Origin of the sequence: Bacillus sp. CH140a_4T (assembly GCF_008923725.1) — a bacterium.
Classification (GTDB): domain Bacteria; phylum Bacillota; class Bacilli; order Bacillales; family Bacillaceae_G; genus Bacillus_A.
In genome coordinates this window covers 1-14,165 of the sequence record NZ_WBPF01000003.1, presented here as the reverse complement: position 1 = coordinate 14,165, position 14,165 = coordinate 1, and the positions used below count along the sequence as shown (strand labels likewise).

General features: G+C 33.9%; 25 protein-coding genes. All 25 read left to right on the top strand.

What is annotated here, in order from left to right; translation table 11 throughout:
* Positions 1 to 30 precede the first annotated feature (30 nt).
* Positions 31 to 711 (top strand): zonular occludens toxin domain-containing protein, encoded by a 681-nt coding sequence (locus F8162_RS00615; RefSeq protein ID WP_151582590.1) that lies wholly within the window; start codon positions 31 to 33, stop codon positions 709 to 711.
* Between the two features lie 15 nt (positions 712 to 726).
* Entirely contained in the window at positions 727 to 1,062 is a 336-nt protein-coding gene (locus F8162_RS00610) for a hypothetical protein (protein WP_151582588.1), read from the top strand.
* Positions 1,063 to 1,473: 411 nt separating this feature from the next.
* Positions 1,474 to 1,641 (top strand): hypothetical protein, encoded by a 168-nt coding sequence (locus F8162_RS28560; protein ID WP_192797581.1) that lies wholly within the window; start codon positions 1,474 to 1,476, stop codon positions 1,639 to 1,641.
* A gap of 445 nt (positions 1,642 to 2,086) precedes the next feature.
* On the top strand, positions 2,087 to 2,719 hold the full coding sequence (locus F8162_RS00605; protein ID WP_151582586.1) for a recombinase family protein: 633 nt from the start codon (positions 2,087 to 2,089) through the stop codon (positions 2,717 to 2,719).
* Positions 2,720 to 2,962: 243 nt separating this feature from the next.
* The gene (locus F8162_RS00600) at positions 2,963 to 3,226 is read left to right on the top strand and encodes a winged helix-turn-helix transcriptional regulator (RefSeq protein ID WP_061129603.1); all 264 of its coding nucleotides are present in this window, start codon (positions 2,963 to 2,965) and stop codon (positions 3,224 to 3,226) included.
* A 4-nt stretch (positions 3,227 to 3,230) separates the two neighbouring features.
* Positions 3,231 to 3,827 (top strand): CHC2 zinc finger domain-containing protein, encoded by a 597-nt coding sequence (locus F8162_RS00595; RefSeq protein WP_151582584.1) that lies wholly within the window; start codon positions 3,231 to 3,233, stop codon positions 3,825 to 3,827.
* A complete protein-coding gene (locus F8162_RS00590; RefSeq protein ID WP_150191028.1) occupies positions 3,808 to 5,568 on the top strand; it encodes a DUF927 domain-containing protein in 1,761 nt (586 codons plus the stop codon). The genes F8162_RS00595 and F8162_RS00590 overlap by 20 nt, the downstream gene beginning before the upstream one ends.
* A gap of 592 nt (positions 5,569 to 6,160) precedes the next feature.
* Positions 6,161 to 6,661, top strand: a complete 501-nt coding sequence (locus F8162_RS00585; RefSeq protein WP_151582582.1) for a hypothetical protein — start codon at positions 6,161 to 6,163, stop codon at positions 6,659 to 6,661.
* A gap of 98 nt (positions 6,662 to 6,759) precedes the next feature.
* Positions 6,760 to 6,918: a hypothetical protein gene (locus tag F8162_RS28555; RefSeq protein ID WP_190322736.1), complete on the top strand. Its 159-nt coding sequence runs from the start codon at positions 6,760 to 6,762 to the stop codon at positions 6,916 to 6,918.
* A 101-nt stretch (positions 6,919 to 7,019) separates the two neighbouring features.
* The gene (locus tag F8162_RS29300; protein WP_318836123.1) at positions 7,020 to 7,181 is read left to right on the top strand and encodes a hypothetical protein; all 162 of its coding nucleotides are present in this window, start codon (positions 7,020 to 7,022) and stop codon (positions 7,179 to 7,181) included.
* Positions 7,182 to 7,345: 164 nt separating this feature from the next.
* Positions 7,346 to 7,552: a hypothetical protein gene (locus F8162_RS00575; protein ID WP_151582580.1), complete on the top strand. Its 207-nt coding sequence runs from the start codon at positions 7,346 to 7,348 to the stop codon at positions 7,550 to 7,552.
* Positions 7,553 to 8,156: 604 nt separating this feature from the next.
* Positions 8,157 to 8,297, top strand: coding sequence for a hypothetical protein (locus tag F8162_RS28550; protein ID WP_169305864.1), 141 nt, complete (start codon positions 8,157 to 8,159; stop codon positions 8,295 to 8,297).
* Positions 8,298 to 8,429: 132 nt separating this feature from the next.
* On the top strand, positions 8,430 to 8,570 hold the full coding sequence (locus tag F8162_RS28545; RefSeq protein WP_190322739.1) for a hypothetical protein: 141 nt from the start codon (positions 8,430 to 8,432) through the stop codon (positions 8,568 to 8,570).
* Between the two features lie 27 nt (positions 8,571 to 8,597).
* Complete coding sequence (locus tag F8162_RS00570; RefSeq protein WP_088054616.1) at positions 8,598 to 8,753, top strand: PTS ascorbate transporter subunit IIC; 156 nt, start codon at positions 8,598 to 8,600, stop codon at positions 8,751 to 8,753.
* Between the two features lie 2 nt (positions 8,754 to 8,755).
* Positions 8,756 to 8,974, top strand: a complete 219-nt coding sequence (locus F8162_RS00565; protein WP_151582578.1) for a hypothetical protein — start codon at positions 8,756 to 8,758, stop codon at positions 8,972 to 8,974.
* Between the two features lie 57 nt (positions 8,975 to 9,031).
* The gene (locus F8162_RS28540) at positions 9,032 to 9,208 is read left to right on the top strand and encodes a hypothetical protein (protein WP_190322740.1); all 177 of its coding nucleotides are present in this window, start codon (positions 9,032 to 9,034) and stop codon (positions 9,206 to 9,208) included.
* Between the two features lie 95 nt (positions 9,209 to 9,303).
* The gene (locus F8162_RS00560) at positions 9,304 to 10,647 is read left to right on the top strand and encodes a hypothetical protein (RefSeq protein ID WP_151582576.1); all 1,344 of its coding nucleotides are present in this window, start codon (positions 9,304 to 9,306) and stop codon (positions 10,645 to 10,647) included.
* A 12-nt stretch (positions 10,648 to 10,659) separates the two neighbouring features.
* On the top strand, positions 10,660 to 10,857 hold the full coding sequence (locus F8162_RS00555) for a hypothetical protein (RefSeq protein ID WP_225990124.1): 198 nt from the start codon (positions 10,660 to 10,662) through the stop codon (positions 10,855 to 10,857).
* A 184-nt stretch (positions 10,858 to 11,041) separates the two neighbouring features.
* Positions 11,042 to 12,223: a fibronectin type III domain-containing protein gene (locus tag F8162_RS00550; RefSeq protein ID WP_225990123.1), complete on the top strand. Its 1,182-nt coding sequence runs from the start codon at positions 11,042 to 11,044 to the stop codon at positions 12,221 to 12,223.
* Positions 12,220 to 12,372 carry a hypothetical protein gene (locus F8162_RS28535; RefSeq protein ID WP_176359935.1) on the top strand — a complete coding sequence of 51 codons (153 nt, stop codon included), beginning with the start codon at positions 12,220 to 12,222 and terminating at the stop codon, positions 12,370 to 12,372. Before F8162_RS00550 ends, F8162_RS28535 begins: the two co-directional genes overlap by 4 nt.
* Before the next feature lie 4 nt (positions 12,373 to 12,376).
* Entirely contained in the window at positions 12,377 to 12,826 is a 450-nt protein-coding gene (locus F8162_RS00545; RefSeq protein WP_151582574.1) for a hypothetical protein, read from the top strand.
* A 4-nt stretch (positions 12,827 to 12,830) separates the two neighbouring features.
* Positions 12,831 to 13,136 (top strand): hypothetical protein, encoded by a 306-nt coding sequence (locus F8162_RS00540; RefSeq protein ID WP_088053610.1) that lies wholly within the window; start codon positions 12,831 to 12,833, stop codon positions 13,134 to 13,136.
* Positions 13,127 to 13,264: a hypothetical protein gene (locus F8162_RS28530; RefSeq protein WP_192797580.1), complete on the top strand. Its 138-nt coding sequence runs from the start codon at positions 13,127 to 13,129 to the stop codon at positions 13,262 to 13,264. Before F8162_RS00540 ends, F8162_RS28530 begins: the two co-directional genes overlap by 10 nt.
* A 42-nt stretch (positions 13,265 to 13,306) precedes the next feature.
* A complete protein-coding gene (locus F8162_RS00535; RefSeq protein ID WP_225990122.1) occupies positions 13,307 to 13,738 on the top strand; it encodes a hypothetical protein in 432 nt (143 codons plus the stop codon).
* A 15-nt stretch (positions 13,739 to 13,753) separates the two neighbouring features.
* Positions 13,754 to 14,098, top strand: a complete 345-nt coding sequence (locus F8162_RS00530) for a hypothetical protein (RefSeq protein WP_088053609.1) — start codon at positions 13,754 to 13,756, stop codon at positions 14,096 to 14,098.
* Positions 14,099 to 14,165: the final 67 nt, after the last annotated feature.

Sequence of the window (14,165 nt, the reverse complement as noted above, 5' to 3'; positions counted from 1 at the left end):
CGTCATGGCGGAGAAAGGAATGAGAAGGTAATGGCATTTCACATATTCATTCAAGCGCCCTTGAGACAGGGTAAAACGTTGCTTATGTCATTACTTGCGCATTATTGGAAGATGAAAGTTGAAGAAATGGGCGGAGAGATACAATTGTTTTCAAATTATCAATTGTTAGATTCGAAACCTATGGATCATTACACAGATTGGTACGAGGTAGCCGAAGCCCAGGGAAGTATTTGTTGTTGGGACGAGGCTCACATGGCTTTCAGTAACCGTAAATGGTCGAAACATGGGCAAAGTATCGCCACTGAAGTAATGATTTATACAGGGAAGATGAGAAGCGTTCAGATGTATTGTTCACCTAATATTTCTAACGTTGATAGTCGTATTAGACAGATCGTAGAAGTGTTAGTTGATGTAAGGAAAACGCCGAAAGGATTCCACATTAGATTTACGGATTACCAGGAAGGAACATTACTCAACAAGGCGTTCTTGCCAATGAGTCGGGCAAAGAAAATATTTGATTTAGAATTGTACGATACGCACCAAATGGTTAAGGGATTCCCTCTACCATCGACAGAGAAAGCAAGTGATGAATTTTTTGAGAAACTTGAAATGATACACGATAGAGCAAGGGGTAAAGAAAAACGTAAAAAGAAAGAGACAACTACAATCGCTTTGGAAAAAGTGTTTGATAAAGAAAAAATGACGATCTAAGGGAGAAAAAATTATATGAATACATACTCATTGATTCCACCAACAAAATATGGAGATAAAGACCCACAAAGTCTTTTGTATCTTAATCCAAGCATACCAGCGCAAAAGTTAGCGAAGATGTACAACAAATATATTTTCTTTAAACAATTGCAACTGGCGGAAGATATGGCGGGTAAAATGGGTTACATTCTACTACCTTATGATTGTATGCATTGGGAAAGAAGACAACAGTTCAGCGATGATAGGAAAATTAAAGTGGGACGCAATTCTTTCTTTATGATGTCGATTAATGAATTAACAAGAACGGAGCAAAGAAAGTTACAGGCTTATATTGAATCATTACACGAATAGGGGGATTTTCCATGATCGTAATTGGTGTTCTTTTAATGTTGGTGTTTAGTGTAGGTATGGTCGGAATTGATATAGCTGAAAAAAGAGCGGTGAAAGGGTGATTCTTTGTTAAAGGAGATTTTTAAGAGTGCAGGACTTCACACATTGGCTTTTTTAACGATTATGGGTATTGTAGCTATCTTTTTAGAATTTAACGTGTAGGGGAGGTTCTAGGGGTGTTTTATGGATTATTTTTATATTTTGTTATTGGGTATGTCCTAGCTTTTAGTTTCCCTAAAATAGCATTTCAGGTACAAAAGAGATTTTCGGAAGGGAAGTCATGAAAATGCTCTTTATTGGAATGGCAGTTGTTATTGTTTTAACTTTTGAAATCTATGATTCAATCGTTATTCTAGCAAGGAAGATAAAGAAATGTTAACGATTTGGGATTACTTGAATCTAGTAAATGCAATTGAAATTATAGCGATGAATACGATCATAGTTTTTATTGCTTTATCTTTCTATAAGAATCGAAAAGTTAAAAAGAAGTACCAGGAATATTTAGAGCGAGATAATGAAGAAGAAGAGTTTGTTTTATGAAAGAGGCTAAAGAATGGATATTGAATGGGATTTTCCAAGAGTTATTTTGCTTGCTATTTGTGTTTTGTATGTTGCAATACAGTTTATGAAAATCGGAAGAAGGCGAAAAGATGAATAGTTTAACAGTCTATTTAACGGTATTTCATGATATTTTGTTGTTTATTGGTAGGTTTGCTCCTCTCTTATGTATTCTTGTTGTCTTGTTTTATGCCGGTAGACTGTTAGAAAGAAAAGATAAATAGTTTAAAAAAGTATACTTTTACGAAAAGAGAACAGAATATCATTTTTGCGTTCGCAAAAGTGTGTACATTAAGTTATGAACGTTCGTAACTTATTACAGACTTTTACGAACGCTATTGTTATAATAAAAACATGTTCCGCTATCGCTACACGTCTAAAGGGATTCTAGGGATGGCATTTTATCAATTGCAAAGGTGGGGACAAAATGAATATTGGGTACATAAGAGTTTCAGCAAAAGACCAAAATATCGAACGACAATTAAAGAAAATGAAAGATTTACAAATAGAAGACCGATTCATTTTCATAGACAAAGAAAGCGGGAAGCACTTTGACCGTCCTAATTATCAATCTATGAAGAAAATAATCCGAGAAGGGGATTTGTTACACATAGATTCCTTAGACCGTCTAGGGCGAAATTATGACGGTATCATAGCGGAATGGAAGTATATAACTAGAGAACTAAAAGCCGACATTGTAGTTTTAGACAACGAGACGTTATTTGACAGTAGAAAATTCAAAGATATGGGGGACATGGGAAAGTTAATGGAAGACCAGTTTTTATCATTACTTTCATATGTAGCCGAGCAAGAAAGAAATAAAATCAAACAACGACAAGCTGAAGGAATTGCAGCAGCTAAAAGCAGAGGTATTAATTTCGGACGTCCAGTAGTGAAACTAGAAACCTTATCTAAAGAGCAAAAAAAGATTTTGAAAGATAATTATGATCGGTGGAAAAGCGAAGAAATCAAAGGTGTAGAATTCAGTCAAATGCTAAATCTCAAAAAAACATCATTCTACAAAATCCTGAAGGAATATGAAAATACACTCTCAAAATAGCGAGGATTGTTTGTCCTTGCTATTTCATAGGGAAGCGCATAATAACGTGGTAAAAAAAGAAACGAATCATAGGGAAGATATAAAAAATAAAATTAAGAAATCCCTTTAAATATCCTCTTAGAGACCCTAATACCAAATGTTTTCACTTAATTACCCTAAATTAACCTTAAGGTTCATATTGACCCATAAACGAATCTATGTTAAATTTAATTTACAGGAAATTATGACAGGAGGAGATAAAAATTGACAACACAAGATATTTTTAAAGTGCAAGACACAACATCAAACGAAAAATTGATATTACTTTACTTATATCAAGAAGGATGTGCGAAACAACATAAAAGAATAACAATTGAGGATATAATCGAACACTGTAATTTATCTCGCTCTAGTGTTAAAAGGGCATTTAAAGGACTCGAAGAAAAAGGGCTCACAGATATATTCTATCAAAGAGGGAAAAATCAAGCTAAGCACATTAAAATCACTTTCAAAGATAAAGAAGTGTAATGAAATGCAAAAAAGCGATCTAATAAAAAGTAAACTTCCTATTATAAATTTCTTAGAAAGCTATTGCGGGGTAAATGTTAGAAAACGAGGAAAGAATTATATGTGTAAGTGTCCATTTCATGCCGATAATAAAGATAGCATGATTGTAAACGTATCAGATAACAACTGTTATTGTTTTGCAGGATGCGGGAACAGAAGACCGATAGACCAATTTTCGGGGTTGATGCTATTACATGGATGGACACACAAACAAGCAGAATCTTTTCTTTTAAAAGAATTAAAACTAGATATAAATCTAAACCATAAAAACATGCAAAAAGAAGTTGCTAAACAAAAAGCAATACATAAAAAAATGAAACAAATGAAAGATTTAGAGAACGCCCTTTTACAAGCATTACTTAATAGAGAAAAAGAATTCAAACAACTTTTACAACTGTTTGATTTCACAACTGAAGCAGAAATGTTTCATGAAATTTATCACAAACTACCAATTTTAGAATACGAGATTGACATCTTACTATCAGATGATAATCAAGGTAAATACGAAGTTATGAAATATTACTTAGGAGGAATAAAACATTATGAAGAGCAATTCAAATAACACAAAAAAAGAAGATGTTTTAACTACTAACGACCTACCACAGAAGTTAGAGAAAACATCTCCAAAAATCAATTTAATTGTTAATAACACTAATACTATTCTACCAAAAAACGAGAACGATATCAAAGGCGATATTTTACCATATGGCTATAAATACAACAAAAAAAAGAACGTATTACAAAGAGAAACTAAAGAAGGAGAATGGAAAATTTTCTTCCGTTCGCATCTAAGTGTCAAAAGTATTTATATAAACTCAGAAACAAACAAAACAAATTATGAATTAGCATGGATAGATCATAGAGGAAAAGAACGTACTACAATACAAAGCGCTAATGTATGTAGCAATTCTAGAAAAATAGTCGAATTAGCCGACTTAGGATTACAAATAACCAGTAGTAATTCAAAAGAAGTTGTTGAATACATAGACGAATATAAGCATCATGCAGGAAATGAAATAGACGTTAAATACTTTATTGAACGATTAGGTTATCATAAAAAATCATTTGTAATGCCACATGAAACAATTAATAAAAAAGATTTAATATTCATGCCTAACAGTGAAGGGGACAAGCAATATACAGAAGGATTTTCAAAAAACGGTACACTAGAAGAATGGAAAAAAAATATTTTTGACAGAGTGAAAAAATATCCATACGCTATGATGTTCCTAATGAGTAGCTTTGCTTCGGTATTATTAGAAAAATTCAATGTAAAACCATTTATTGTAGAAATCAGCGGTAATACATCTTTAGGTAAAACTATTTCTATGGAAGTTGCATCAACAGTATGGGGAGACCCTAAAACTTTAATAGAAAAATGGAATACTACAATGACAGCTGTAGGACGACGTGCAGGACTGTTACGAAATTTACCTTTATTCCTAGACGATACAAAAAACGGAGTAGAAAAAATGATTCATTCTATCGTTTATCAATTTACACAAGGAGTAGAAAAAACTCGTGGTAATTTAACAGGCACTCAAACGGCTCAAACATGGTCTAATATTATGCTTTCAACTGGTGAAAAGAAAATTACTGAATTCGGACATAACGCAGGGGTTGCAGGTCGTGTTTTAACAATCAATAAAGCTCCATTTGGTCGTAACAACAGCGAATTAGTAGACTTATTAGAATTTGATATGTGTGAATATTATGGAACAGCAGGAATAGCATTCTTAGAATGGCTTATGAGTGAAGAAATAGCAATTTGGAAAGAGCGATACAAATTACTTATTGAAGAGTATTCAAAAATGGCAAACGGTAATAACGTTATTAAACGATTATCCAAAAACATGGCATTAATCCATATCACATCTCTTATGGTAAATGAAGCATTACAAGTTGATTTCGAAGATTCTTTATTATATGACCTTTGGAAAGAAATGATTGAAACAAATAAAGAAATAGACAAACCACGTCAAGCAATGGAAGACTTATACGAACAGTGTCTGATGAACAAAACTCAATTTGTTTATGGTCCTGAATGTCTTGAGATTAAAGGAGCATGGGGAGATTGGGAATATAATAATAGTAAATGTAACAGAATAGCCATGTATCCAAGTAAAGTAAAAGAATTACTAGAAAACATGGGTTATGATGCAAATACAATAATAAATGAATGGAATACTAAAGGTTGGTTAAAAGCAAGCGAAAAAAGAACAACAATAGCAGTTCGATTAATCCTTGGAGGAGTAAAAAAAATGATTGTTATTGATACCGATATAATTAAACAATTCATCTAAAAGAAGGTTTGTAACCTTCTTTTTTTATTTGTAACCATATCTGTAACCGCAATGTAACCATCTAAAACCCAGTTATACCAAGGGTGTAACCGATGTAACCGCATTTTTTAAAAACATACGTATATAAATAAAAAAACATCTTATAAAAAGATATCATTTGTATATATACTATATTTCTTTATAAATGGTTACAAACTCTATAAATACTTATATATCAACGTTTATCAATGGTTACAAAGTGGTTACATAGTGGTTACAGGTGGTTACAGGTGGTTACAAGATACTTTCACTACGTTCAAGGTCTAAAGGGTATTAGAGGGGCAAGACCTAAGAATCCCTTTAGACGTGTAGCGATAGCGGAACATTATTATTCTGTTTATCTGTCTTTAGTAAACTTAACGAAACAGAAAGTAATATGATTGTGTCAGGGTTGTGATAATCTGGTGATTGTATTATGATTTCGTTTTGCTATTAAGAACATGTTATTGTGATAATGTCGTGATTTGTCGAACGAATCATAATCATTTGACATTGTTATTATGGTATAATATATTGTATAATCCTAATTTTTAGATGTCGGGAGGAATAGGGTATGAAGGCGAGTGAAATTGTAGAGCAATTGGAACAAGGGAAGAAAATGAAAGAATTGGAGGAAGAGTTAAATTTAAATAGTTCTACAATCAGAAGAAGGCTGAAAAGAGAAGGCTATGTTCATGATAAGGATAATGGGCGTTGGCAGTTTGGAGAGTGTACTGAAATGAGTGAAAAAAAGGGTATTAAAACAGTGAGTAAAGAAGAATTTACAAAAGAAGAAATTGTGTTTCTAAAGAAATTTGTAAAAATGCAAATGGAAAATGAATTGAGAGATAGTATTATTAATGAATTTGCTGATGAGGAAAATGAGCCAAGTTTATTTGAACGTCTTCAAAATATTGATGAAGATGAAAATAGAGAACGAAATAGCATTTTCTTGTCAGAATCTGTTCACAATGAATTTGCTGATTTTCTTAAAAAAGCAAAATTAAAAAATCAAAAGTCTATGATCGTAGAAATTGCTTTAATAGATTTCTTAAAAAAGCATAATAAAAACTAAGATTAAGATAATGCATTTTTGCTATACTGATGGAAAATAAAAAGAAAAAAATAAAAAAAGAAAAGAGGATGATAATAAAGAGATAAAGAGGATTTTGAATGCCAAGACCACGTAAACCATTAGAAGATAAAATAGATACTTTATTTGTGAAAGTCCCGAAAAAAGTAATTTGGGCATTTGAAGAATTAGGAAATAAGAACGAAATAGCAAGTCAGATCATAATGGATTATTACAACAAGAATTTAAAAAAAGACTAATCGTTTTCTTTCTTTTTTTTAAATCGATACGAACAGGTTTATCTGTGTGCGAATACATGTTTGTATATATTTTCGAGAAAAAACTACAGGAGGTGCCGTTTGTGGCGTTTTTAACAAGTGTAAAGGCAGGTAAGAGAAGATATTATTATTTAGGTAAATATACAGGTAAGACACAAACTAATCAAAAAGGATATGAACATTGCTATAACTTCGGGAATGAGAATGTAGCGTTAGAAAGAATTGTCTTTATGGATGTTAGATAATAGTTTCATTCCAAAAGAATTAATAGATTTAGGTATTTCTAAAGATGATGTGATTAAGTGGAAAAATAAAGTTTTAGAAGCGATTCAAACTCAAACGGCATCTTAGTTTTTTTCGAAAATTGTATTATCCATATGTAATTAAAAAAGAATTTAGGAATGATATTATGAACCTGGACTTATTTAATGAAATTATGTTAACACTTGGATTTATATTTATTTTATTATTTTTAATTTATCATTTAGGTGACTTTTTATATGATGTAATTAGCGGAGCAAAAGAAGTGAGAAGAGTTCAAGAAGAAAAAAATAAGAACTCAAAAGAAAAAATTTTACAACTTAGAAAGACATCTTACAGAAGAGGTGTAAGGTAACTTTTCTTTAGTTTATAACGATAAAAAAACAGTTAGATCGGGTGGGAAATCCGGTCTTTTTTTCATTCGATAAAATGTAAAAATATTACATAAAAACGTACGGTATTTTATCGTTATATATATAACTAAAAAAATTCATGCGCACACTTATTATTTTGGTGGGTACGGTAGATACTGGGGTTTCAGGGGTATTAAATATATAGCGTGTATAGTTATAAAATAAATTAAGAGAAAACCAAAAAAAAATTTTTGGGAAAAGGATAAATTCATCAATCTTAATATATACCTAAATAATTTTGGTACTTCCTTTTCGAATTGAAAATGATTAATATAGGGAGCAGATATATTTCGAGTCAATTTTATTCCATAAAAAAATAGCCGAGTCCTACGAGGTGTTGGTCGCACCAAGTAAGGGCTAAGAAGTACTGACATACTTCAAAACCGAGCCGAAGCTCACATCAACTATATGTGCTATTATACACATTCTTTAGGGAATTGTATATTTGTATTTATAGATGTATGTGTAACAAGGGACAAGTGTGTCTTTCTTATCGAAAGATTATATTTGTCCCTTTTTTATTTCTTTAAAAGAGGTGAGTAACAAATGAATGAAACACTTATCCCAACTGATGGCGGTACGCTCGTTGTTTTGCATTCAATTACATTGGGTGACATTATAACGATTATTCTTCTTACATGTATTTTGTTTGTTATGATCTATAACAATTTCACAAGGAGATTTTAATATGTACGATGTCATATTTGGAACGCCGAAAGATGTCTTTTATATCTATCTCATATTCTTTGTAGCGTGTTTCTCCATCTATCCTATTGCAATGTTATTAATGAATTCTATGTTGAGATGGAGGAGAGAGAAATGGGATTAGGAGGACTTGTATTTCAAGCGTTTAAGACGGTTTACGGGAATATAGAAGTGATGCTTTCAATCCTTTCATTCTTTGTTGCTTACTCATTAGTATCAACATTGCTCGGTGTATATCGAAGGACAAAGGAATAGAAAGGAGCGAAATATATTGTGGGTAATATGAGTAGTGCTTTTGATTTCGATTTTTTTTGGGGTAACTTTGGTTTCTTATTGAAACTAGCGGCACCATTCGCCGTAATTATGGTTTCTATTTATGCGGTAGGGAAATTGTTAGAGGTAATCATTAGAGCTGTTAAATCGAAAGGGAGTGCTTAATTATGGATATACCACCATATCAAGCCTTTCTGAGTGGCGACAATCTAACGTATTTCTGGAAAATCATGAAATGGATTTTATTCTTGATTGCACCAGGAATCATGCTTGCAATGTGTTTCCCAGCCGTTGAAAAAACCATCGACATTATAAAGAATATTTTCACAAAAAATCATGATGAACAAGAAGAAAAAGACGAATATGATGTTCGTTATTATGACTGACATTCCCTAGCGAATTCTTGCTAGTGAAATATAAAAAATACTGGAGGTATTCATATTATGCTTGATTTAACAGGAGTAAAATTACCATTCTCGGTTGGAGACGTTGTTACGGGTTCAATGGCTTTAGTAGGTATCGTTGCAGGATTCGTTATCTTAGGTCTTGCGTTTAAAATTGCGCCTAAGTTCATTTCTCTATTCCTTAACTCATTCCGTACTGGCGGAAAAAACTCATAAAAGAGAGACGTTATATTGTCTCTTTTTTTTACAAAAAACGTGAGGTTTTTTAAATGATAAAAAAGCATACGGTACTCAAAACATTAATGTGTTTTATGGTATTCCTCATGCCATTTGTAAATATGAGGTCGGTGTTTGCTGATGGCCCATCTATTCAGTTACTGGGAAGTAAAGGGGTCACAGTGGATAACAAAGGAATTAGCCTTTCGTTGAAAGTGACTGACGCTAAAGATGTAGTGACCTTTCAATTATCGGAATTAATGCTCGTGAATGATTGTTCGTTTAATTTCGGATTAACGAAGTGGGTAAGACCCTCCCAGAAAGAGAACCAATTTGACATTAACATTAAAGAGAACGGAACGTACGCCTTTTACATTTTTGTCAACGGAAAAGTTAAAGGGTATGTGCGTTTTAAAGCAACTGGATTTCCACAGAATGCACAAGGTGGGGGAGTAACGCAGTATTGGGGAGAAGGCGCTAAATACTACGAATTACCTGAAGAAGCTGTGAATCCTGATGACTTCCGTGATTATGACGGTAAAAATGATGGAATTTGTACGAACGAAAAGTTACCTGATAAACCACATGGTTCTGGAGATATTGAAGAGCCGAAAGACGAAGATAAAGAAGATAACGGAGGGAATAACAAACCTCCTTATGATCCAGAGGATTATTTTAAAAAACTGTTAAGCAAGCTTGATGAAGTAGAGAAAAAAATTCCACCACCTCCTGATTGGGATAAGGTATCCGACGTTTTTGCGGATAAAATCGGAAATAAAATGTCTGAAGTAATAGGGAAGACACCCGACCCACCAAGTCCTCCGCCAATACCTGATATGCCTGGCATTGATACAGGAGGATTAGAGAATCATATGCCCGATATAAAAGATAATCCTGATTTAAAGGATTCGGGATTTACGGCTGATGATATAAAAAAAGAAGCGAAGCCGATAGAAGAGAAAAAAGACGAATCAGGCGGTTTTGATATAGGTAACCCGTTGGACAACCTACCCGAAACGCCAAAAGAATTGCCGAAGCCTGGCGAAACGGAAAAGTCAGGATGGACACAAGACAAGCCAAAAGAACCAACTGGCGATTTACCAACGCCAAAAGATAAAGATAAAGGTGAACCACCGAAACCAACCAAGCCGAATAATGATAATGAGAAACCACCGAAACCGAGCGGTAACGATGACAAACCACCGAAGCCTGGTGGGAATGATGATAAACCGCCAAAACCAGGCGGAAATGATGCGAAGCCACCGAAACCAGGGGATAACGGAGGGAATCCACCGAAGCCTGGTGGGAATGATGGCAACCCGCCAAAGCCTGGCGGAGACGGAGGGAATCCACCAAAACCTGGCGGGGGAGGGAATCCGCCGAAACCAGGAGGAACGAATCTTCCACCGATGGTCGATTATAAAAAGAGTCCTGATTAAGGAGAGATCATATTGAAAATTAAACAAAGAGATTTAAAGAAATATTTTAAGAGTTTGCAAATCCTAAATGATTCCTTTTCGGACTTCACAACGGAATTAGGGAAGAAATACCCGTTAACGGATGACGAGAAAAAGAAAATGGAATCTATGCGAGAGTATTTTGAATCAACAAAGAGTTTATTCGTAAACATGGAGTCTAAATGCTCTTAAAACATCGCTGACAGCTCTCAAACGGGGGAGGGATACATATGGTATATGTCAACGGTAAGCGCACGTAGGAGCATTAAGGAGTTGACATAGCGCCTATACAAAGACCCTCTTGCTTGTCCTCAAACGTTATTGCGTTTGGGGCTGGCTACCGCCGAGGGAAGCCCCTTGGATAAGGGGTTTGGGGATGGATGTTTTATTACAAGGAGGTGAAATTTTGAACTTAAAAAAATGCGGTTTTCTATTGGTTTTTGCCATGATGTTTTGCTTTGCTATTCCTAACCTTGCGAGTGCGGCGGTTGTGGATTTGCTAGAGGGAAAAACGGGAACTCTCGGTTCAAAAGAATTTAAAAATATGACTGATGGTAATAAAAACACTTATGAGAAAGTTTATACAAAAGAACCCATTATGTTTGACCTGGGGGATGTTTATACAGTCGATAAATTCACAATCAATGAAACGAAAGGTACGGGTTCTGAAAATGCAGCAAGTCTTTATGTTAAATATTATGATTCCAATAAAAAAGTTTTAGCTAGTTATACGAAATTTACATTCACGGAAAAAATTAATGATGTGAGATATGTTTCTATTCAATATCAGTATCTAAATCCTATTTGGATATATGAGTTTAAGGTCTACGGTACAACAGATAAGGTTACGGATGTTGAAAATTTAAAAGCAGAAGCTAGTTTGAATCAAGTTACTTTATCTTGGGATAACCCAGACACACCGAAGTTTACAGGGGTTAATGTTTATCAAGGTAAATATTCTTTAGGTAAGCTTGATAAATCCAAAAATTCTTATGTCGTAAAAGGTTTAGAGAGTGCAAAGGAATATGAATTTACAGTTAAATCAATTGATGAGAATGGGTTTGAAACATCGGGAGCAACCAAAAAAGTAACAACGAAAATGCCTGTTCTTCCTCCACCTGATAAAGTATTTGTTACACCTCAAAATGGAAAGATTGTTATTGCTTGGAATAGTGTGAGTTCACTTTATTTGCAGGGATACAATGTGTATGTAGATGGCAAGAAAATTAATGAAAAACCTTTAACATCTAATAAATTGATCGTAAAAAATTTAGAAAACGATAAATCTTATAAAGTTCAAGTAAGTACGGTTAATAAAAATGATGTAGAAGGAGAGAAAAGCAAAGAAATTGCGGAAAGGCCTTCTTCTGATGCTTTAGAGGTTGAGTACGAAGTAAAGATGCCATTTAATCCGAAGGATGTTGTAGGCGTTGCTATGGTGTTTCTGTTAATTGTTGGTCCGTTAATATTATTAGGATTAGCATTTAGATTCTATAAACCTATTATTACGTTTTTATATAACTCTATTCAAAATAAGAAAGGGAGAGATGAAAAGTGAGTAATTCGTTTTTGTTAGATTCGATTGTCTCTCTAGTTTTTTCGAAATTAATGTTATTTATTGCTCCAGTGATTTTCTTGTTAGCGGTATTCATCTTTGCTGACAAAATTATTCAGTTGATTCAATCCAGTTTCACTTTTAAAGGGTGATTGAATGGGATTAATAGGAGATGCATTTAAAAAGCTGTTTGGTGTCCTATGGGACGTTATCAAGTGGCTAGGGAAGTTACTATATAAAATTTTTGAGCCTGTTATTGATTTTCTCAAAATGATTGTAGGTGTGATTTTCGCCGTAATAGATGCATTTCTCTATTTCCTCTATCAGATTGGTGTATTAGTAGTAAAGCTATTCTTAATAATATTTGAAACCATGAAATTATTATGGTCACTTATTGTCGGGTTCGGAAGAACGTTAGCAAGCTTTAATTACACGCCTAGAGGTTCGGGTGGTCATGGTTATTCTGAAACAATGGGTAAGTTGTTTCAGATGTTAGGGCCATTCCAGTTAAATGCAGTTGCGACGATATTAATGTTCATCATTTGGTACACAACAGTCATTGCAGCGATTAAATATATTTCATCAATAAGAGTAGGAGGGGATTGATTTTATGGATATGAAAGACTTTACTTTTTCAGAGTTAAAAACGAAATTAAGAAGTTTTGTTGATTCCATATTCAATCCTTTTCACAGTTTTATGGATCTTGCTTTAGAAAAATTAAGAACGATTAATCAAATTGCTTCACAGGGAATCGACATAGGGAAGTATTTCTCTGTTTTTGGAGACATGCCTGGAGCATGGCAAGGTGTTATTGTATCGGCTTTATTATCAGCAACATTGTTAGGTGGATTAATCATATTTAGGTCAATTATGAGACTTTATTATAGTGCCAAGGAGGGCGTGAAATGGTGGTAGATGCAATTCTATATATGTATGCAATTAGCTTGTCAGCAGGCTTAGGGCTTGTTACATCGGTGTTAATTGGATTGAAGATTTATAACAGGAAACCAAAAAATAAACAACAAAGAGACGTAATAGGGTAGGTGTAAAAGATGGGGATGTTAAGTAAATTTAGCAGGCAGAAAATGAGAGAGGAAGATTTTGAACCTCGAACGAACGATGTATTAATTGTCTTTGATGATGAAAAGAAAACATCTGATATTAAAAGAATTAATGTAATTGAAGAAGATAAATTAATGGTTATCGGTGAATATGTAGTCCCTGTTGAGGATTGTGTGGTTACAAACAGTTCTATGGGGCGTAATTTCTTTTATAGAGCGCCGACTCAATCCATTATGGAGACAAGACGATTAGCTCAATTGGAGCAAAGTATTGTTTTATCTAAAATAACGAATTTCAAGCCGAAGCCACCTGAGTCATCAGTGGATTTCACTAAGATTGGTTTAATGATAATAATCGTTATTTCATTCATTGTATTTGGAGCGGTTAGTTGCTCCAATGGAAAGGCTCAACATCAAGAAGTACCTACACAGTCATATCAAAAATCGGACAAGTAGAGAGGGGGAATAAGGGTGTCAAATCCAGTAACGAATGCTGAGAAGTTACAACAAGCTATAGGAGATAATTTGTTTCCGAATGTGGAGCATGTATCTGATATAAAGCAAGTTATCGAAGTAATGAAAGAGAAGTCACAGGAGTTGCAAGAGCCACAAGTAAGGGCGCTTATTCTTCTTCAAAAGCTCGGTGAGAATACATACATACATGGTGAAGAGAATCCGTACAAAGATGTTATTAAGTTCATTATGGAGAGCAAAATTGCAGTAGCAGACCCACAATACTACATTCAAACGATTGAAGCATTAATCCCAAAACCTCCAAAACCTATCGTCATGGCGGAGAAAGGAATGAGAAGGTAATGGCATTTCACATATTCATTCAAGCGCCCTTGAGACAGGGTAAAACGTTGCTTATGTCATTACTTGC